Source organism: Pseudomonas sp. B21-023 (genome assembly GCF_024749165.1).
In the GTDB taxonomy this organism is placed as follows: Bacteria; Pseudomonadota; Gammaproteobacteria; order Pseudomonadales; family Pseudomonadaceae; genus Aquipseudomonas.
The window spans coordinates 5,120,563-5,140,423 of sequence record NZ_CP087190.1 but is presented as its reverse complement, the minus strand read 5'-3'; the positions used below and the strand labels follow the sequence as shown (position 1 = coordinate 5,140,423).

Below are 19,861 nucleotides of genomic sequence, written 5' to 3'. Positions count from 1 at the left end.
GGACAGGGATGAGCAGAACATCGAGGATTTTTGCGGTAAGCGTACTGGCACTGGCGGTAACAGGGTGCGCGGTCAAGACCCAACCCATCGACCGCAGTGTCAGCGAGCAGCGGGCGCGGGCGGACCTTGCCAGCATGTTCAAGGGCCAGGAGGCCTTGCATGGGCCGCTGACCCTGCACCAGGCCATGGCTCGTGCGGTCAAGTACAACCTGGAGGCACGCCTCAAGATCATGGAAGAAGCCCTGGCCCAACGCCAGGTCGACCTGGCCACCTTCGACATGCTGCCGCGCATGGCCCTGTCGGCCGGTTACGCCGGGCGCAGCAACGTCAGCGCATCAAGCAGCCAAAGCGTGCTGACCAATACCCAATCCCTGGAGCCATCGACCTCCCAGGACCGCGACCGCGACGTGGCCGACCTGACCATGGTGTGGAACGTGCTCGACTTCGGTGTCAGCTATGTCAGCGCCAAGCAACAGGGCGATCAGCGCCTGATCGTCCAGGAGCGCCGGCGCAAGGTGGTGCAGACCATCATCCAGGACGTACGCTCGGCCTACTGGCGGGCGGTCGCCGCCGAGCGCTTGCTCAAGCAGATCGACGCGCTGATGGTGCGGGTCGAGCAGGCCCGGGACAACAGCCAGCGCATGGGGGACCAGCGCATCGGCGACCCGATCCAGGCGCTCAACTACCAGCGCTCATTGATCGAGGCCACCCGCCAGTTGGAGGAACAGCGCCGTGCGCTGTCGCTGGCCAAGACCGAACTGGGTGCGCTGATCAACCTGCCGCCGGGTAGCGAGCTGACCCTCGCCGCCACTGACGACTACAGCGTGCCGGAGCTCAAGGTGGGCCTCGAAGCGCTGGAGCAGCAGGCCCTGGCCACGCGCCCCGAATTGCGCGAGCAGGACTACCAGGCCCGCATCAGCGCCGCCGAGGTGCGCAAGTCGATGCTGCGCATGTTGCCGGGGTTGGAGTTTTCGGCGGGCGGGCACTACGACAGCAACAGCTTCCTGACCAACCAGCACTGGGCCGATTATGGCGTCAAGGTCACCTGGAACCTGTTCAACGTGCTGTCGGGGCCGGCGTCCATCGACGTCGCCAAGGCTGGCGAGCAGGTGGTCGAGGCGCGTCGCCAGGCGATGTCGATGGCCATCCTGGCCCAGCTCTACGTGGCCAATGCCAACTACAACGAAGCTCGCCGCCAGTTCGCCACCAGTCAGCAACTGGTCGCCCTTGACCAGCAGATCGTCGAGCAACTGCGCAATCGCCACCAGGCGCAGGGTATTGGCGAGCTGGAGCTGATCCAGGGGGAACTGAATGCGCTGCAGGCCGACCTGCGCCGCGACCTGGCCTATGCCGAGCTGCGCAATAGCTATGGCCAGGTGTTCGCCAGCGCCGGGCTCGACCCGTTGCCACAGACCCTGCCGTCCGGCGAACTCGCCGACATTGCCCAGGCCCTGGGTAATAACGAGGCACGCTGGCAGCGTGGCGATATCGCCCCGGGCAGTTGAGTGCAACCAGCAGCGCGGGGTCAGCCCGCGCCTACTGCGTTTGGTGCAGTACCCGCTGCTGTACGTACGCCAGCAGTTGCGCCGTTGCTATCGGCAGCGGCACTTGTGCCGTCTCCACCACCAGCTCCGGGCGCTCCGGCACCTCGTACGGCGCATTGATCCCGGTGAAGGCAGGCAGCTCTCCCGCCCGGGCGCGGCGATACAGGCCCTTGGGGTCGCGGGCCTCGCAGGTGGCCAGGTCGGCCTTGACGTACACTTCGTGGAAGCCCGCCTTGCAGGCCTGGCGCGCGGCGGCGCGCCCCGCGTGATAGGGCGAGATCAACGCGGCAATGCAGATCAGCCCGGCATCGGCGAACAGCGCCGCCACCTCACCCGTACGGCGGATGTTTTCGTGGCGATCCTGGGGTGAGAAACCCAGGTCGGCATTCAGCCCTGTGCGCAGTACATCACCGTCGAGCACGTAGCAGCCATGCCCCAGCTCATCGAGCTGCCGGGCCAGGGCCTGGGCCAATGTCGACTTGCCCGCGCCCGACAGGCCGGTGAGCCAGATTACCGCGCCAGGGCGGGCACGTGCCGGTGGACGTTCATCGCTTCCTGCGTGATGCACCTTGGGCGTCTCCGAAAGGGGGAGTGCCCGAGTGTACTGCGCCGCGTGGCGGGATGTCAGTGGCCTGGAAACGGCCACGGTGGGTGTTCAGTCGATTCCTCTGCGTACGCCTTCTATATAGCGCAGCACCGCAGGTGACTTCTCGAAGCGGCGGTGCACCAGGCTCAGCCATGAGCTCGCCTGGCTGTCGGCGATGGGCCGGTAGTTGACCTGCGGGAGGCTGATGCGCTGGACCACCGACGCGGGTACCACGGCCACGCCCTGGCCTAGTGAAACCAGGGTGAGCACTGCCACCAGGCTACCCGGCTGCGGCCCCAGGCGCGGCGTGAAGCCGCCCTGGCCGGCGATTGCCAGGGTGCCGGAGATCTGCTCAGGCAAGATGAACGTTTCGTCGGCTAGCCGCGCGGCGGGGATTGTCTTCAGCTCATTGAGGCGCGAGCTGGCCGGCAGCGCCAGGACGAAGCCCTCCTGATGCAGGGCGATAGCCGTCAGGGTCTGCGGCAGCTCCATGGGCGAGCGCAGGTAGGCGAGGTCGAGCTGGCCATCGTGGACCAAGGCGGGGAGCTCGAGCATGGGCACCTCGCGAATGTTCAGGCGCACCCCGGGGTAGTCTTCGACAAATCGGCTCACTTGTTGCTGCAGGGTGCCCGAGTAGGCTGCCGATGCGACGTAGCCCAGCTCTATCCAACCACTGTCGCCGCGGCCTGCACGCTGTGCACCCAATTGCGCTGCGTCGAACTGCTGTACGGCCTGTTCAGCCTCGGTGAGCAATGCCTGGCCTGCGGCGGTGAGGCTCACCTCGCGCTGGCTGCGTTCGAACAGTCGCACGCCCAGCTCACGCTCCATGTCCTGGATCTGCCGGCTCAGGGTCGGCGGGGCGATGCCCAGTTGCTCGGCGGCGCGGGTGAAGTGGCCGTGGCGGGCGACGGCAAGGAAGTAGCGGAAGTGACGTATCTCCATGGGGCCTCGTTAGCCAGGCGCTAATGACGCGGGACGTGCTGGCTAACAAGCCGGGCGCCCTGCGGCGTTATGGTTGAGGCAACACTACAAGGCTGGCGTCGTGGCGGTAAAGCGGCGACGACCTGCCTGCTCTCTATGACGGAGCCTTGCCATGCCTGCAGCCGCCTCACCACGCTTCACCCTGTTCACCGCCTCGGCGGTGTGCGCCGTGATCATCCTCGACACCAACATCGTTGCGGTCAGCCTGCCCAGCATTGCCCGCGATCTGTCCGGCTCGTTCAGCGACATCGAATGGGTGGTCAGTGCGTATTTGCTGGCGTTCGCTGCCTGCCTGCTACCCGCTGGCAGCCTGGCCGACCGTTTCGGCAGGCGGCGCATGCTGCTGCTCGGCCTGGCGCTGTTCGGCGCGGCCTCGCTGGCGTGCGGCGCCGCGCCGAGCCTGTTGTTCCTTGATCTGGCCCGCGCAGCCAAGGGCATCGGTGCCGCGTTGTTGCTGACTGCCGCACTGGCCGCCATCGGCAACCGTTTCCATGCGCCGCAGGAACGCATGCGGGCCTGGGCCTTCTGGGGCGCCTGCATGGGCGCGACCATCACCTTCGCGCCGCTGCTCGGTGGGCTGATCGCCAGTACCTTGGGCTGGCGCTGGATCTTCTATATCAACCTGCCGCTGGTGATCGTGCTGGCGGTCATGGTCGTACGCAGTATCGAGGAGTCCCGCGACGGTTCGGCGGCGCGGTTCGATCCACTGGGCAGCCTGACTTTCGCCGGTGGCCTGGGCTACCTGATCTGGGCCTTGATCGATGCCAATCGGGTCGGTTGGGACAGTGCTCCCACACTGGGGCGTCTGCTGATCGCCGCGTTCCTGCTTGGCCTGTTCGTGATGGTCGAGCGCAGCCAGGCGCGGCCGATGGTCGACCCCGGCCTGATGCGCAGCGGGCGCTTCATCGGTGCCTTGCTGGGGATGTTTGCCTATGCCGCCTGTGCGCAGGTGATGATGACTTTGCTGCCGTTGTACCTGCAGGGCGGTTTGCAGCTCTCGGCCCTGGCCGCGGGCGCGGGCATGCTGCCGTTCGCCGTGGCCATGCTGCTCACGCCTCGGCTGGGCATGCGCATGGCTGCGCGCCTGTCGTCGGCCCAGGTATTCGCATTGGGGTTGGCCCTGGTCGGGGTGGGCAACCTGGCCTGCGCCTGGGCCACCGGCCAAGGTGGCTATGCCGCGTTCGCCCTGGCCAGTGTCGTGCTGGGCGCCGGAGCCGGGCTGCTCAATGGCGATACGCAGAAGAACATCATGGCCTGCGTACCGCGTGAGCGCACCGGTATGGCTTCGGGGCTGAGCACCACCACGCGCTTTGGGGCCATCGTCCTCGCCATAGGTATTCTCGGCGGCATCCTTGCGGCGCGCAGTAGACAACTGCTGCGCGATGCCCTGGCGATCCAGGCACCCGAGGCGTTGGGTGTGGCGGGGGAGATGGCTACGCGGGTGGCGGCGGGGGATCTGCAGGCCGCGTTGGCGTTGCTCGATCCAAGGCTGAGAGAGGTGGTGGCACCACTGGCGCGCCAGGCGCTCATCGGTGGGTTCGAGGCGGTGCTGTGCAGTGCCGGTGTCGCGGCGCTGATCTTTGCGGTGCTGGTGGGAATATTGCTGAACAAGCCCTTGCCGACCGGGGAGGCTCTTCAGCAGGCAGCACCGGACATTGCAAATATATGAAATTAACGGTTGACGGAGTTTCATATCCCCTTATAATGCGCCCCACTTCCAGCGACATCGGAACGAAAAACTCCTTGAATATCAATGATTTGATCGATAAGGAGGGTTGCGGAAGTGCTTCGATCGTCAGGTCGGCAGCGGTGAAAAGGCAGTTGACAGCAGGTTGTAACGCTGTATGATTCGCCTCCCGCTACGAGAGATCGCAGCGAGTCAAGTGTTTGAAGTTGAACGGGTTTATCGCAAAATACTTCAAAATAAACGCTTGACAGCAAATGAGGAAAGCGTAGAATGCGCGCCTCGGTTGAGATGAAAAGCTCTTGGCCAAACGCTCTTTAACAAATTGAATCAAGCAATTCGTGTGGGTGCTTGTGAGTACGGACTGATAGTCGCCAAGATTATCAGCATCACAAGTGGCCATGCGAGAAATCACATAGTCATTTGAGATTGCTGAGCCAAGTTTAGGGTTTCTTAAAAACCCAAGCAGTATTGAACTGAAGAGTTTGATCATGGCTCAGATTGAACGCTGGCGGCAGGCCTAACACATGCAAGTCGAGCGGATGACGGGAGCTTGCTCCTTGATTCAGCGGCGGACGGGTGAGTAATGCCTAGGAATCTGCCTGGTAGTGGGGGACAACGTTTCGAAAGGAACGCTAATACCGCATACGTCCTACGGGAGAAAGCAGGGGACCTTCGGGCCTTGCGCTATCAGATGAGCCTAGGTCGGATTAGCTAGTAGGTGAGGTAATGGCTCACCTAGGCGACGATCCGTAACTGGTCTGAGAGGATGATCAGTCACACTGGAACTGAGACACGGTCCAGACTCCTACGGGAGGCAGCAGTGGGGAATATTGGACAATGGGCGAAAGCCTGATCCAGCCATGCCGCGTGTGTGAAGAAGGTCTTCGGATTGTAAAGCACTTTAAGTTGGGAGGAAGGGCAGTAAGTTAATACCTTGCTGTTTTGACGTTACCGACAGAATAAGCACCGGCTAACTCTGTGCCAGCAGCCGCGGTAATACAGAGGGTGCAAGCGTTAATCGGAATTACTGGGCGTAAAGCGCGCGTAGGTGGTTCGTTAAGTTGGATGTGAAAGCCCCGGGCTCAACCTGGGAACTGCATCCAAAACTGGCGAGCTAGAGTATGGTAGAGGGTGGTGGAATTTCCTGTGTAGCGGTGAAATGCGTAGATATAGGAAGGAACACCAGTGGCGAAGGCGACCACCTGGACTGATACTGACACTGAGGTGCGAAAGCGTGGGGAGCAAACAGGATTAGATACCCTGGTAGTCCACGCCGTAAACGATGTCAACTAGCCGTTGGAATCCTTGAGATTTTAGTGGCGCAGCTAACGCATTAAGTTGACCGCCTGGGGAGTACGGCCGCAAGGTTAAAACTCAAATGAATTGACGGGGGCCCGCACAAGCGGTGGAGCATGTGGTTTAATTCGAAGCAACGCGAAGAACCTTACCAGGCCTTGACATGCAGAGAACTTTCCAGAGATGGATTGGTGCCTTCGGGAACTCTGACACAGGTGCTGCATGGCTGTCGTCAGCTCGTGTCGTGAGATGTTGGGTTAAGTCCCGTAACGAGCGCAACCCTTGTCCTTAGTTACCAGCACGTTATGGTGGGCACTCTAAGGAGACTGCCGGTGACAAACCGGAGGAAGGTGGGGATGACGTCAAGTCATCATGGCCCTTACGGCCTGGGCTACACACGTGCTACAATGGTCGGTACAGAGGGTTGCCAAGCCGCGAGGTGGAGCTAATCTCACAAAACCGATCGTAGTCCGGATCGCAGTCTGCAACTCGACTGCGTGAAGTCGGAATCGCTAGTAATCGCAAATCAGAATGTTGCGGTGAATACGTTCCCGGGCCTTGTACACACCGCCCGTCACACCATGGGAGTGGGTTGCACCAGAAGTAGCTAGTCTAACCTTCGGGAGGACGGTTACCACGGTGTGATTCATGACTGGGGTGAAGTCGTAACAAGGTAGCCGTAGGGGAACCTGCGGCTGGATCACCTCCTTAATCGAAGACATCAGCCTGCTGATGAGCTCCCACACGAATTGCTTGATTCATTGTGTAAAGACGATGCTGTAACGCGACCCTGTTATAGGTCTGTAGCTCAGTTGGTTAGAGCGCACCCCTGATAAGGGTGAGGTCGGCAGTTCAAATCTGCCCAGACCTACCAATTACTTGGTGCGGCCTAGAATACGGGGCCATAGCTCAGCTGGGAGAGCGCCTGCCTTGCACGCAGGAGGTCAGCGGTTCGATCCCGCTTGGCTCCACCACTCTTTCAGGTTTCGCAGCACTGCTCAGAACTTAGAAATGAACATTCGGCGATGAATGTTGATTTCTGACTTTTGTCAGATCGTTCTTTAAAAATTCGGATATGTGATAGAAATAGACTGAACACCCGTTTCACTGCGGGTGGATCAGGCTAAGGTAAAATTTGTGAGTTCTGCTCGAAAGAGCGACGTGCGAATTTTCGGCGAATGTCGTCTTCACAGTATAACCAGATTGCTTGGGGTTATATGGTCAAGTGAAGAAGCGCATACGGTGGATGCCTTGGCAGTCAGAGGCGATGAAAGACGTGGTAGCCTGCGATAAGCTTTGGGGAGTCGGCAAACAGACTGTGATCCAGAGATCTCTGAATGGGGGAACCCAGCCAGCATAAGCTGGTTATCTTGTACTGAATACATAGGTGCAAGAGGCGAACCAGGGGAACTGAAACATCTAAGTACCCTGAGGAAAAGAAATCAACCGAGATTCCCTTAGTAGTGGCGAGCGAACGGGGACCAGCCCTTAAGCTGGTTTGAGATTAGTGGAACGCTCTGGAAAGTGCGGCCATAGTGGGTGATAGCCCCGTACACGAAAATCTCTTGCCAGTGAAATCGAGTAGGACGGAGCACGAGAAACTTTGTCTGAACATGGGGGGACCATCCTCCAAGGCTAAATACTACTGACTGACCGATAGTGAACCAGTACCGTGAGGGAAAGGCGAAAAGAACCCCGGAGAGGGGAGTGAAATAGAACCTGAAACCGTATGCGTACAAGCAGTGGGAGCCTACTTTGTTAGGTGACTGCGTACCTTTTGTATAATGGGTCAGCGACTTATATTCAGTGGCGAGCTTAACCGAATAGGGGAGGCGTAGCGAAAGCGAGTCTTAATAGGGCGCTTTAGTCGCTGGGTATAGACCCGAAACCGGGCGATCTATCCATGGGCAGGTTGAAGGTTAGGTAACACTGACTGGAGGACCGAACCGACTACCGTTGAAAAGTTAGCGGATGACCTGTGGATCGGAGTGAAAGGCTAATCAAGCTCGGAGATAGCTGGTTCTCCTCGAAAGCTATTTAGGTAGCGCCTCATGTATCACTGTAGGGGGTAGAGCACTGTTTCGGCTAGGGGGTCATCCCGACTTACCAAACCGATGCAAACTCCGAATACCTACAAGTGCCGAGCATGGGAGACACACGGCGGGTGCTAACGTCCGTCGTGAAAAGGGAAACAACCCAGACCGTCAGCTAAGGTCCCAAAGTCATGGTTAAGTGGGAAACGATGTGGGAAGGCTTAGACAGCTAGGAGGTTGGCTTAGAAGCAGCCACCCTTTAAAGAAAGCGTAATAGCTCACTAGTCGAGTCGGCCTGCGCGGAAGATGTAACGGGGCTCAAACCATGCACCGAAGCTACGGGTATCACCTTTTGGTGATGCGGTAGAGGAGCGTTCTGTAAGCCTGTGAAGGTGAGTTGAGAAGCTTGCTGGAGGTATCAGAAGTGCGAATGCTGACATGAGTAACGACAATGCGAGTGAAAAACTCGCACGCCGAAAGACCAAGGTTTCCTGCGCAACGTTAATCGACGCAGGGTTAGTCGGTCCCTAAGGCGAGGCTGAAAAGCGTAGTCGATGGAAAACAGGTTAATATTCCTGTACTTCCAGTTATTGCGATGGAGGGACGGAGAAGGCTAGGCCAGCTTGGCGTTGGTTGTCCAAGTTTAAGGTGGTAGGCTGAGATCTTAGGCAAATCCGGGATCTCAAGGCCGAGAGCTGATGACGAGTGCTCATTAGAGCGCGAAGTGGTTGATGCCATGCTTCCAAGAAAAGCTCCTAAGCTTCAGATAACTGGGAACCGTACCCCAAACCGACACAGGTGGTTAGGTAGAGAATACCAAGGCGCTTGAGAGAACTCGGGTGAAGGAACTAGGCAAAATGGCACCGTAACTTCGGGAGAAGGTGCGCCGGTGAGGGTGAAGCACTTGCTGCGTAAGCCCACGCCGGTCGAAGATACCAGGCCGCTGCGACTGTTTATTAAAAACACAGCACTCTGCAAACACGAAAGTGGACGTATAGGGTGTGACGCCTGCCCGGTGCCGGAAGGTTAATTGATGGGGTTAGCGCAAGCGAAGCTCTTGATCGAAGCCCCGGTAAACGGCGGCCGTAACTATAACGGTCCTAAGGTAGCGAAATTCCTTGTCGGGTAAGTTCCGACCTGCACGAATGGCGTAACGATGGCGGCGCTGTCTCCACCCGAGACTCAGTGAAATTGAAATCGCTGTGAAGATGCAGTGTATCCGCGGCTAGACGGAAAGACCCCGTGAACCTTTACTATAGCTTTGCACTGGACTTTGAGCTTGCTTGTGTAGGATAGGTGGGAGGCTTTGAAGTGGGGACGCCAGTTCTCATGGAGCCATCCTTGAAATACCACCCTGGCAACCTTGAGGTTCTAACTCAGGTCCGTTATCCGGATCGAGGACAGTGTATGGTGGGTAGTTTGACTGGGGCGGTCTCCTCCCAAAGAGTAACGGAGGAGTACGAAGGTGCGCTCAGACCGGTCGGAAATCGGTCGTAGAGTATAAAGGCAAAAGCGCGCTTGACTGCGAGACACACACGTCGAGCAGGTACGAAAGTAGGTCTTAGTGATCCGGTGGTTCTGTATGGAAGGGCCATCGCTCAACGGATAAAAGGTACTCCGGGGATAACAGGCTGATACCGCCCAAGAGTTCATATCGACGGCGGTGTTTGGCACCTCGATGTCGGCTCATCACATCCTGGGGCTGAAGCCGGTCCCAAGGGTATGGCTGTTCGCCATTTAAAGTGGTACGCGAGCTGGGTTTAGAACGTCGTGAGACAGTTCGGTCCCTATCTGCCGTGGACGTTTGAGATTTGAGAGGGGCTGCTCCTAGTACGAGAGGACCGGAGTGGACGAACCTCTGGTGTTCCGGTTGTCACGCCAGTGGCATTGCCGGGTAGCTATGTTCGGAAGAGATAACCGCTGAAAGCATCTAAGCGGGAAACTTGCCTCAAGATGAGATCTCACTGGAGCCTTGAGCTCCCTGAAGGGCCGTCGAAGACTACGACGTTGATAGGTTGGGTGTGTAAGCGCTGTGAGGCGTTGAGCTAACCAATACTAATTGCCCGTGAGGCTTGACCATATAACACCCAAGCAATTTGCTAACGCAGATTGCGGTGGTGAAGACGAAACGAACCGAAAGTTCGCGACGAACCACAAATATCGCATATCCGAATTGGCTGGCATGTCTGCAAAGACGTACTGGCAACCGAATTTCTTGACGACCATAGAGCATTGGAACCACCTGATCCCATCCCGAACTCAGCAGTGAAACGATGCATCGCCGATGGTAGTGTGGGGTTTCCCCATGTGAGAGTAGGTCATCGTCAAGATTCATTTCGCAAAACCCCTATCTGCGCGAGCAGGTAGGGGTTTTGTCTTTGTGCCTGGAAAACCCATGGCCTGCCGGGCAGCATCGCGAGACCTTGTCTGCTGTCTCCGTGATAAGGTTTCCCGTCAGCATCAACCGCATTCCCGAGAGCTCCTATGCCGCAGACCACCTCACTCCACCCAGGTTTCATGATCGTCCAGGGCAATCGCTTGGACGAACTGCGTAATCTGGTGGTGAGCGTGATGCGCCGCTACCCCCTGGCGCCACTGGAAAACGAGATTGCGCTGGTACAGAGCAACGGTATCGCCCAATGGCTGAAACTGGCTCTGGCCGAGGACCCGCAAGACGACGATCAGGGCGGTTGCGGGATCGCCGCTGCCATCGATGTGCAGCTCCCGGGCAGCTTCATGTGGCAGCTGTATCGCCGTGTGTTGGGCCGTGATGAAATCCCCGAGGTTTCGCTGCTCGACAAGGCCCCCCTGACCTGGCGCCTGATGCGTCTGCTCCCGGAAGTGATCGAGCGTCCGCACTTCGAACCTCTGCGCCGCTTCCTCACCGACGATAGCGACCTGCGCAAGCGTTACCAGCTAGCTGAGCGCCTTGCCGACCTGTTCGACCAGTACCAGGTCTACCGCGCCGACTGGTTGAAGGACTGGGCAGATGGTGCCCATGTACTCAATACCGCCCGTGGCGAGCGCAAGCCCTTGGCTGCTGGCAATCGCTGGCAGGCCGAGTTGTGGCGGCTCCTGCTCGAGGACGTGGGCGAGGAGGGCATGGCCCAGAGCCGAGCCGGTGTGCACCAGCGCTTCATCGAACGTATCAACAGCCTGGAGCAGGCGCCCCCAGGGCTGCCGGCGCGATTGATCGTGTTCGGCATTTCGTCGCTGCCGGCACAGATCCTGGAAGCCCTGGCAGGTCTTGCCCGTTTCAGCCAGGTGCTGCTGTGCGTGCACAACCCCTGTCGTCACCACTGGGGCGATATCGTCGCCGACAAGGACCTGCTGCGGCACCAGTACAAACGCCAGCAACGCAAGCAGGGCATGCCTTTGCAGCTGGACGACGAACTGCTGCATCAGCATGCCCATCCGCTGTTGGCGGCCTGGGGCAAGCAGGGGCGCGACTACATCAACCTGCTCGACAGCTACGACGACCCAGGCAGCTACCAGAATGTCTTCAGCGAAGGCCGTATCGACCTGTTCAGTGATGCACAACCCGAGACCCTGCTCAACCAGCTGCAGGACGATATCCTCGAGCTGCGGCCTTTGGCCGAGACGCGTACGCAATGGCCAGCAGTCGATCCGGCCAAGGACCGCTCCGTGCGCTTCCACCTGGCCCATAGCCCGCAGCGCGAAGTCGAGATCCTCCACGACCAGTTACTCGCCCGCTTCAGCGCCGACCCGACCCTGCGCCCGCGCGACGTCATCGTCATGCTGCCGGCCATCGACACCTACGCACCGCATATCCGTGCCGTGTTCGGCCAGCTCGACCGCAGCGACCCGCGCTACATCCCCTTCACCCTGACCGACCAGGGCCAGCGTGGTCGCGACCCATTGCTGATTGCGCTGGAGCACCTGCTCAAGCTGCCCGACAGCCGCTTTGCCGTCAGTGAAGTGCTCGACCTGCTGGACGTACCGGCCGTGCGCGCCCGTTTCGCCATCCAGGAAGGCGACCTGCCGACGCTGCATCGCTGGATCGAAGGGGCGGGTATCCGCTGGGGGCTGAGTGCCGAACAGCGCGCCAGCCTGGGGCTGCCGGAAGGGCTGGAGCAGAACAGCTGGCGATTCGGCCTGCGCCGGATGTTGCTGGGGTACGCGGTCGGGGTGGGCGAAGGCTGTGACGGCATCGAGCCTTATGACGAGATCGGCGGCCTCGATGCCGCGCTGATCGGGCCGCTGGTCGCGTTGCTCGATGCCCTGGAGGTCGCTTGCCAGGCTCTGACCCAGCCGGCCTCTGCGCCAGACTGGGGCGCACGGCTGCACGCCCTGCTGCAGATCTTCTTCCTGGCCGAGAACGAACACGACGAGCTGCTCCTGGTGCAACTGCAGGATTTGCGCGACACCTGGCTGGAAACTTGCGAAACGGTGGGCCTGCAAGACTTGCTGCCGCTCACGGTGGTGCGCGAAGCCTGGCTGTCGGGGTTGGACCAGGGCAAGTTGTCGCAACGCTTCCTTGCCGGTTCCGTGAACTTCTGCACGCTGATGCCCATGCGTGCCATTCCGTTCCGGGTGGTCTGCCTGCTGGGCATGAACGATGGTGACTATCCACGCGCCCAGCCGCCCCTGGACTTCGACCTGATGGCCAGCGACTATCGCCCGGGCGACCGCTCCCGGCGAGAGGATGACCGTTACCTGTTGCTCGAAGCCCTGCTTTCGGCACGTGACCAGCTCTATGTCAGCTGGGTCGGACGCAGTATCCGCGACAACAGCGAGCGTCCGGCCTCGGTGCTGATCGGGCAACTGCGCGATCACCTGGCCGCCGGCTGGCAGCTCGCCGGTGCCAAGGCCGGGTTGCGCGATGACGCTGGACAGCAGTTGCTGCATGCGTTGACCCAGGAGCATCCGCTGCAGCCGTTCAGCCAGCGCTATTTCCAGAAAGGCAGCCCGCTGTTCAGCTTTGCCCATGAGTGGCTGGCCTTGCATCAGGCCGAGGACGGCGCAGCGACCGCCGCTATCGGGCTGTCGCCCTACGTCAGCGATGAACCGCTGAACCTGGTGCAGCTTCAGGACTTCCTGCGCCACCCGGTACGGCATTTTTTCAGCCAGCGCCTGAAAGTGTTCTTCGAAACGTTGGAGGCGCCGACTCCGGACGAAGAACCCTTCGTCCTGGATGCCCTGCAACGCTATGGCTTGAGTGAAAGCCTGCTCGGCGCCGCGCTGGCCGACCCCGACAACGCCGAGCGAGCCCTGCAAGCCCAGGCCCGGAGGCTGCAGGCCTGCGGGCTGCTACCGTTGGCCGGGTTCGGTGAGGCCTTGCAGGCGGAACTGATCCAGCCGCTGCCGGACTTGCTGCAACGCCATCGACAGTTGCTGCAGCGCTGGCCGACGCTGGTCGAGGGTGCCCTGCCGATTCACTTCGAACAGGGCGCGCAGCGCCTGGAAGGCTGGCTCGGCCGTGTGTACCAAGGCGAAGACCAAAGCCTGCTGAGCATCGCCACCGTGCCCAATACCCTCAGTGCCGGGCGCAACAGCCTGAAATGGCATCGCCTGATCCCGGCCTGGGTCATGCACCTTGCCGCCTGCGCCTCGGGCTATCCGCTGCACAGCGCGTTGGTGGCCAGCGACCTGACCTTGTTGTTGGCACCACTGCCGCAGGCCGATGCGACGCAGCGCCTGGGCGAGTTGCTGGTGGCACGTCAGGCGGGAATGAACGCGCCCTTGCCCGTCGCGGCCAAGACCGCCTTCGCCTGGCTGGCCCAGGAGGACCCGGACAAGGCCCTGGCTGCCGCAGCCCGGGCCTACGAAGGTGACGGCCAGAACAGCTTCGGCGAGCGCAGCGAGAGCCTGGCCCTGGCCCGTCAATACCGTGACTTCGCCGCACTGGCCCTCGAGGAAACCTTCGAGGGTTGGTGCGAAACCCTGTATCGCCCCTTGTTCGCGGCGCCCTGGCAAACCCTGGGTAACCCGGAGAGCGCCCAATGACCCAAGCCCGCCCCCTGGCGCTGAGCTTTCCTTTGCACGGCAGCCAACTGATCGAGGCCAGCGCCGGCACCGGCAAGACCTTCACCATCTCGGCCCTGTACCTGCGCCTGATCCTCGGGCATGGCGGCGAGCAGGGCTTTGCCCGCGAGCTGCTGCCGCCGCAGATCCTGGTGGTGACCTTCACCGATGCGGCAACCAAGGAACTGCGCGAGCGTATCCGTGCGCGCCTGGCTGAAGCGGCGCGCTTTTTCCGCGGCGAGCTCGAGGACGCCGACCCCTTGCTGCACCTGCTGCGCGAGGATTATCCACCGGCGCACTGGCCACGCTGTGCCAACCGTCTGGAAATCGCCGTGCAATGGATGGACGAAGCGGCGGTGTCGACCATCCACGGCTGGTGCCAGCGCATGTTGCGCGAGCATGCGTTCGACAGTGGCAGCCTGTTCACCCAGAGCCTGGAAACCGATCACAGCGAGTTGCTGGGCCAGGTCATGCGCGACTACTGGCGGCGCTTCTGCTACGGCATGCGTGGCGAGTCGCTGGCCTGGGTGCGCGGCAACTGGGGCAGCCCCGATGCCTTGTTGCCAAGGATCAGGCCATTGTTCGGCCGCGTCCGTGGCCAGGTGGACGACCAGGAGCCGCAAGCCTTGATCGAGGCGACCCTGCGCCAGCGCACCGAGCAGTTGGCCCAGCTCAAGGCCCCTTGGGCCGCCTGGGCCGATGAGCTGCAGCAGATCTGCCGCGATGCCGTGGCCGCGAAGCAGGCGGACGGGCGCAAGTTGCAGGCACGCTACTTCGAGCCCTGGTTCGACAAACTGCGCGCCTGGGCCGGTGATGGGCAGGCCATGGAGCTGGACCTGGGCACCGGCTTTACCCGACTGACCCCGGCGGGCATGGCCGAGGCGTGGAAGGCCGGCGAGCCACCGCAGCACCCGGCGTTGCACGCCATGGCGGCCCTGCGTGAACAGTTGCAGGGGCTGGCCAGTCCCGATGCGCGCCTGCTGGAGCATGCCGCCGCCTGGGTTTCGGCGCGCTTCGAGGTGGAGAAGCGTCGACGCGCCGAAATGGGCTTCGACGACATGCTTTTGCGCCTTGAGCATGCCCTGGGCAGCGATGCCGGCGAGCGCCTGGCAGCGTTGATCCGCGAGCAGTTCCCGGTCGCGTTGATCGACGAGTTCCAGGACACCGACCCCGTCCAGTACGGCATCTTCGAGCGCATCTACCGTATCAGCGAGAACAACCCGGACACCGGCCTGTTCATGATCGGCGACCCCAAGCAGGCGATCTACGCCTTCCGCGGCGCCGACATCTTCACCTACCTGGCCGCGCGCCGCGCCACCGCCGGGCGCCTGCACAGCCTGGACACCAACTACCGCTCCAGCCAGGCCATGGTCGCAGCGGTGAACCGGGTATTCCTCCAGGCCGAGGAGCGTGCCGAGGGCCGTGGGGCATTCCTGTTCCGGGCCCATGGCGACAACCCGCTGCCTTTCGTCGAAGTACGCGCCAAGGGCCGTGGCGAGCAATTGCTGGTGGCCGGTCAGCCGAGCGCGGCCCTTTGTTGCTGGCAGCTGGACAGCGATGAACCGGTATCCAGTACCTTGTATCGCCAGCAGCTGGCGGCCAGTTGCGCGAGCCATATCGTCGAGCTGCTCAATGGCGGGCAGCAAGGCGTCAGTGGTTTCGCCGACGCCGCTGGCAAGTTGCGCCCCTGCCTGCCCTCCGATATCGCCATCCTGGTGCGCGACGGCCGCGAGGCCCAGCTGATCCGCGCCGAGCTGGCCGCCCGCGATGTGCGCAGTGTGTACCTGTCAGACAAAGACTCGGTGTTCGCCGCCCAGGAGGCCCACGACCTGCTGGCCTGGCTCAAGGCCTGCGCCGAACCGGACTCGGAGCGCCTGCTCAAGGCCGCCCTGGCCAGCCTGACCCTCGATCTGCCGCTGGTCGAACTGGAGCGCCTGAACCAGGACGAGCGGGTCTGGGAGGGCTGGGTGATGCGTTTTCGTCGCTACCGCGACATCTGGCAACGCCAGGGCGTGCTGCCGATGCTGCGCCGCCTGCTGCATGACTTCCAGCTGCCCCGCGCGTTGATGGGCCGCAGTGACGGCGAACGCGTGCTGACCAACCTGCTGCACCTGGCCGAGCTGTTGCAGCAGGCGGCGGGCGAACTGGATGGCGAGCAAGCGCTGATTCGCCACCTCACCGAGCACCTGGCCAACGCAGGGCAGGCGGGCGAGGAGCAGATCCTGCGCCTGGAAAGTGACGAACAACTGGTCAAGGTGGTGACCATCCACAAATCCAAGGGCCTGGAATACCCGCTGGTGTACCTGCCGTTCATCTGCACCAGCAAACCGGTGGATGGCCAGCGCCTGCCCTTGGGCTGGCACGATGACCAGGGCGTGGCGCACCTGACCCTGACGCCGAATGCCGAGCAGATCGAGCGCGCCGACGACGAGCGCCTGGCCGAGGACCTGCGCCTGCTCTACGTCGCCCTGACCCGTGCCCAATACGCCTGCTGGCTGGGCGTCGCCGACCTCAAGCGCGGCACCCAGCGCAGCTCGCAACTGCACCGTTCGGCACTGGGTTACCTGCTCGGCGGCGGGCTGCCGTTGCCCGCCTCCAGCCAGCTGGGCGAGTGGCTCCAGGCACTGGCGGCGAGCAACCCGGCCATCAGCCGGGAGGCGCTGCCCGAAGTGCAGACACAGAGCTATCGCACGCCGGACAGCCAGCGCGAACTCCTGCCGCCGCGCAAGCCACGGCGCGCCGCCACGGAACACTGGTGGATTGCCTCCTACAGTGCCCTGCGGGTGGGCGACCAGACGCTGATCGCCGACAGCTCCCAGGCCCAGCAACTGCTGGACGACGAGCTGCTGGACAGCCAGCTGCTGCGCGAGGTCCCGGCCGAGGCGGGCGATATCCACCGCTTCCCCCGTGGGCCGAACCCGGGGACCTTCCTCCATGGCCTGCTCGAATGGGCGGGCCGCGAAGGCTTCGCCGAGATCAGCAGCCAGGCCGAGGTGATCGAACGCACCGTGGGGCGGCGCTGCAATCGACGCGACTGGACCGGCTGGATCCCCACGCTGACGCAGTGGCTGCAGCAATTGCTGCTGCAACCCATGCCGCTGCAGGGTGCCACCCTGACCCTGGCGCAACTGAACCATTACCAGATCGAAATGGAGTTCTGGTTCGCCAGCCACCAGGTCGACGCCCTGCGCCTCGACTACCAGGTGGCGCGCCATACCCATGGCGGCGCGGCGCGCCCGGCCGCGCAGCCGACCTTGCTCAATGGCATGTTCAAGGGCTTCATCGACCTGGCGTTCGAGCTCGACGGGCGCTACTACGTGGCCGACTACAAGTCCAACTGGCTTGGCCCCGACGCCGAAGCCTATGGCGACCTGGCGATGGAGCAGGCGATCCTCGAGCACCGCTACGACCTGCAGTACGTGCTCTACCTGCTGGCCCTGCATCGCCAGTTGCGCGCCCGCCTGCCTGACTACGACTACGATCGGCATGTCGGTGGCGCCGTGTTCATCTTCCTGCGCGGCGTCACGTCGGCGGGCCACGGGCTGTATCATGCGCGGCCACCCCGGGCGCTGATCGAGCAGCTCGACGCGATGTTCCGGGGTGAGCAAGAACCTGAACAACAGGACCTGTTTGCCGGAGCCGCGCCATGAGCCGCAACCTCGATGACCTGCTGCCCACGCCGTTGCAGGCGGAGCATCTGAGCGCCCTGGCGCCGCTGAGCGCCAGCCAGGACCTGCTGGCGTTGCTCGATCGTTGGGTCGAGCGCGGTTGGTTGCGTGCCCTGGACCGGGCCTTCGTGAGCTTTCTCGAGGAGCGGGCGCCAGGCAGTGATCCTCTGGTCCTGCTCGCTGCGGCGCTGGCCAGCCACCAGCTGGGGCATGGGCATGTGTGCCTGGATCTGCGCCAGACCCTCGCTGAACCAGACTTCGCCCTGTCGCTGCCACCGGAAGGCGATGTCCTGGCCGGGCCGCTGCTGCTGCCTTCGCAACTGCTGGCCAGCCTTGACCTGGGTACCTGGCTGCAACGGATTGCCGAGAGCCCGCTGGTCGCGGCGGGCGATAGCGTCGAACAGCGCGCCCGGCCACTGGTGCTCAGCGCCGAGCGCCTGTACCTGCGCCGCTACTGGGCCTACGAGCGGCGGATCGACGACGCCCTGCATGAGCGCCTGGCGCGCCGTCAGCCTCAGCCCGCCGATCTGGCCCAGCGCCTGGCGCAACTGTTCGACGGCGGCTCGGCGGCCGGCGAGGTGGACTGGCAGAAACTGGCCTGCGCGCTGGCCACCCGAGCGGGTTTCAGTGTGATCACCGGCGGCCCCGGCACCGGCAAGACCACCACCGTGGTACGCCTGCTGGCATTGTTGCAGGGGCCGGCGGTCGAGCAAGGCCGGCCGCTGCGTATCCGCCTGGCGGCACCGACCGGCAAGGCCGCGGCGCGCCTGACCGAGTCCATCGGCCAGCAGGTCGAGCGCCTGCAGGTGGACGTTGAGGTACGGGCGCAGATCCCCACCGAGGTCAGCACCGTGCACCGCCTGCTGGGCAGCCGCCCAGGCTCGCGGCATTTCCGCCATCATGCCGGCAACCCGTTGCCGCTGGACGTGCTGGTGATCGACGAAGCCTCGATGATCGACCTGGAGATGATGGCCAACCTGCTCGATGCCCTGCCGTCCACCGCACGGCTGGTGCTGCTGGGCGACAAGGACCAGCTGGCCTCGGTGGAAGCCGGGGCGGTGCTGGGCGACCTGTGTCGCGACGCCGAGGAAGGCTGCTACTGGCCGCAGACCCTGGCCTGGCTGGAGCAGGTGGGCGGGCAGTCGCTGGCGGGCATCGGCCTGAAACCGGGCGATGGCCAGCGCAATCCGCTGGCCCAGCAGATCGTGATGCTACGTCATTCGCGGCGTTTCGGCGAAGGCAGCGGCATCGGCCAGCTGGCGCGCCTGGTCAATCGCCAGCAGGCGCTGGAGGCGCGAGCGCTGCTGGCGACCCGGCCTGCGGACGTTCATTGCCTGACCCTGGGCGGCGAACACGACAAGCGCTTCGATCGCCTGTTGCTAGACGGCCTTGGCCAGGGCGGCGAAGGGCCGCAGGGTTACCGTGGCTACCTGCGCACCATCGGCCGCTTGCGCCCGCCGCCTGGCACGCCGGGCGACGATCCGCGCTGGGAGCGCTGGGCGGCCGAGGTACTGCAGAGCTTCGAAGCCTTCCAGCTGCTTTGCGCCGTGCGCAAGGGCGCCTGGGGCGTCGAAGGCCTGAACGAACGCGTGGCCCGGGTGCTGCACAATGCCGGGCTGATCGATAGCCAGCAACCCTGGTACGAGGGCCGCCCGGTACTGGTCACCCGCAATGACTACGGTCTTGGGCTGATGAACGGTGATATCGGCATTGCCCTGCGCCTGCCGGACGAGCAGGGCGAGGCGCTGCTGCGCGTGGCCTTCCCGCGCAACGATGGCAGCGGTGGGGTGCGCTTCGTCCTGCCCAGCCGGCTCAGCGAAGTGGAAACCGTGTTCGCCATGACCGTGCACAAGTCCCAGGGCTCGGAATTCAGCCATACCGCGCTGGTGCTGCCCGATGCCTTGAACCCGGTGCTGACCAAGGAACTGGTGTACACCGGCATCACCCGCGCCAAGCAATGCTTCAGCCTGATCGAGCCGCGCGCCGGGGTGTTCGAGGAAGCGGTGGAGCGCAAGGTCAGGCGTGTCTCGGGGCTGATGCTGGAGCAAGTCTGACTCTGGAGTTCGCCGCCGATATGCTAT

General features: G+C 62.7%; 7 protein-coding genes, 2 tRNA genes and 3 rRNA genes. 10 read left to right on the top strand and 2 right to left on the bottom strand.

Annotated elements, in window-relative coordinates; translation table 11 throughout:
- Window positions 1-8 precede the first annotated feature (8 nt).
- The gene (locus tag LOY42_RS23165) at window positions 9-1,505 is read left to right on the top strand and encodes a TolC family protein (RefSeq protein WP_102684138.1); all 1,497 of its coding nucleotides are present in this window, start codon (window positions 9-11) and stop codon (window positions 1,503-1,505) included.
- 31 nt (window positions 1,506-1,536) lie between these two features.
- Here LOY42_RS23165 and cysC read toward each other — a convergent pair whose 3' ends face one another.
- Both cysC and LOY42_RS23155 read right to left on the bottom strand, forming a co-directional pair.
- Window positions 1,537-2,112 (bottom strand): adenylyl-sulfate kinase, encoded by a 576-nt coding sequence (gene cysC, locus LOY42_RS23160; RefSeq protein ID WP_139668373.1) that lies wholly within the window; start codon window positions 2,110-2,112, stop codon window positions 1,537-1,539.
- 87 nt (window positions 2,113-2,199) lie between these two features.
- Window positions 2,200-3,072: a LysR family transcriptional regulator gene (locus LOY42_RS23155; RefSeq protein WP_139668375.1), complete on the bottom strand. Its 873-nt coding sequence runs from the start codon at window positions 3,070-3,072 to the stop codon at window positions 2,200-2,202.
- 151 nt (window positions 3,073-3,223) lie between these two features.
- Between LOY42_RS23155 and LOY42_RS23150 the strand changes: the two genes are divergently transcribed.
- From LOY42_RS23150 to recD, 9 genes are all read left to right on the top strand, one after another.
- Entirely contained in the window at window positions 3,224-4,780 is a 1,557-nt protein-coding gene (locus tag LOY42_RS23150) for an MFS transporter (RefSeq protein ID WP_258599451.1), read from the top strand.
- 488 nt (window positions 4,781-5,268) lie between these two features.
- A 16S ribosomal RNA gene (locus LOY42_RS23145) occupies window positions 5,269-6,805 on the top strand.
- An 86-nt stretch (window positions 6,806-6,891) separates the two neighbouring features.
- Window positions 6,892-6,968 (top strand) — tRNA-Ile (locus LOY42_RS23140).
- 24 nt (window positions 6,969-6,992) lie between these two features.
- Window positions 6,993-7,068 (top strand) — tRNA-Ala (locus LOY42_RS23135).
- Between the two features lie 245 nt (window positions 7,069-7,313).
- Window positions 7,314-10,207 (top strand): 23S ribosomal RNA (locus LOY42_RS23130).
- A 134-nt stretch (window positions 10,208-10,341) separates the two neighbouring features.
- Window positions 10,342-10,457 (top strand): 5S ribosomal RNA (gene rrf, locus LOY42_RS23125).
- The 16S, 23S and 5S rRNA genes sit together here with 2 tRNA genes alongside, the layout of an rRNA operon.
- Window positions 10,458-10,611: 154 nt before the next feature.
- On the top strand, window positions 10,612-14,094 hold the full coding sequence (recC, locus tag LOY42_RS23120) for an exodeoxyribonuclease V subunit gamma (protein ID WP_258599449.1): 3,483 nt from the start codon (window positions 10,612-10,614) through the stop codon (window positions 14,092-14,094).
- Complete coding sequence (recB, locus tag LOY42_RS23115) at window positions 14,091-17,762, top strand: exodeoxyribonuclease V subunit beta (protein WP_258599447.1); 3,672 nt, start codon at window positions 14,091-14,093, stop codon at window positions 17,760-17,762. The genes recC and recB overlap by 4 nt, the downstream gene beginning before the upstream one ends.
- Window positions 17,759-19,834: an exodeoxyribonuclease V subunit alpha gene (recD, locus tag LOY42_RS23110; RefSeq protein ID WP_139668473.1), complete on the top strand. Its 2,076-nt coding sequence runs from the start codon at window positions 17,759-17,761 to the stop codon at window positions 19,832-19,834. The genes recB and recD overlap by 4 nt, the downstream gene beginning before the upstream one ends.
- Window positions 19,835-19,861: the final 27 nt, after the last annotated feature.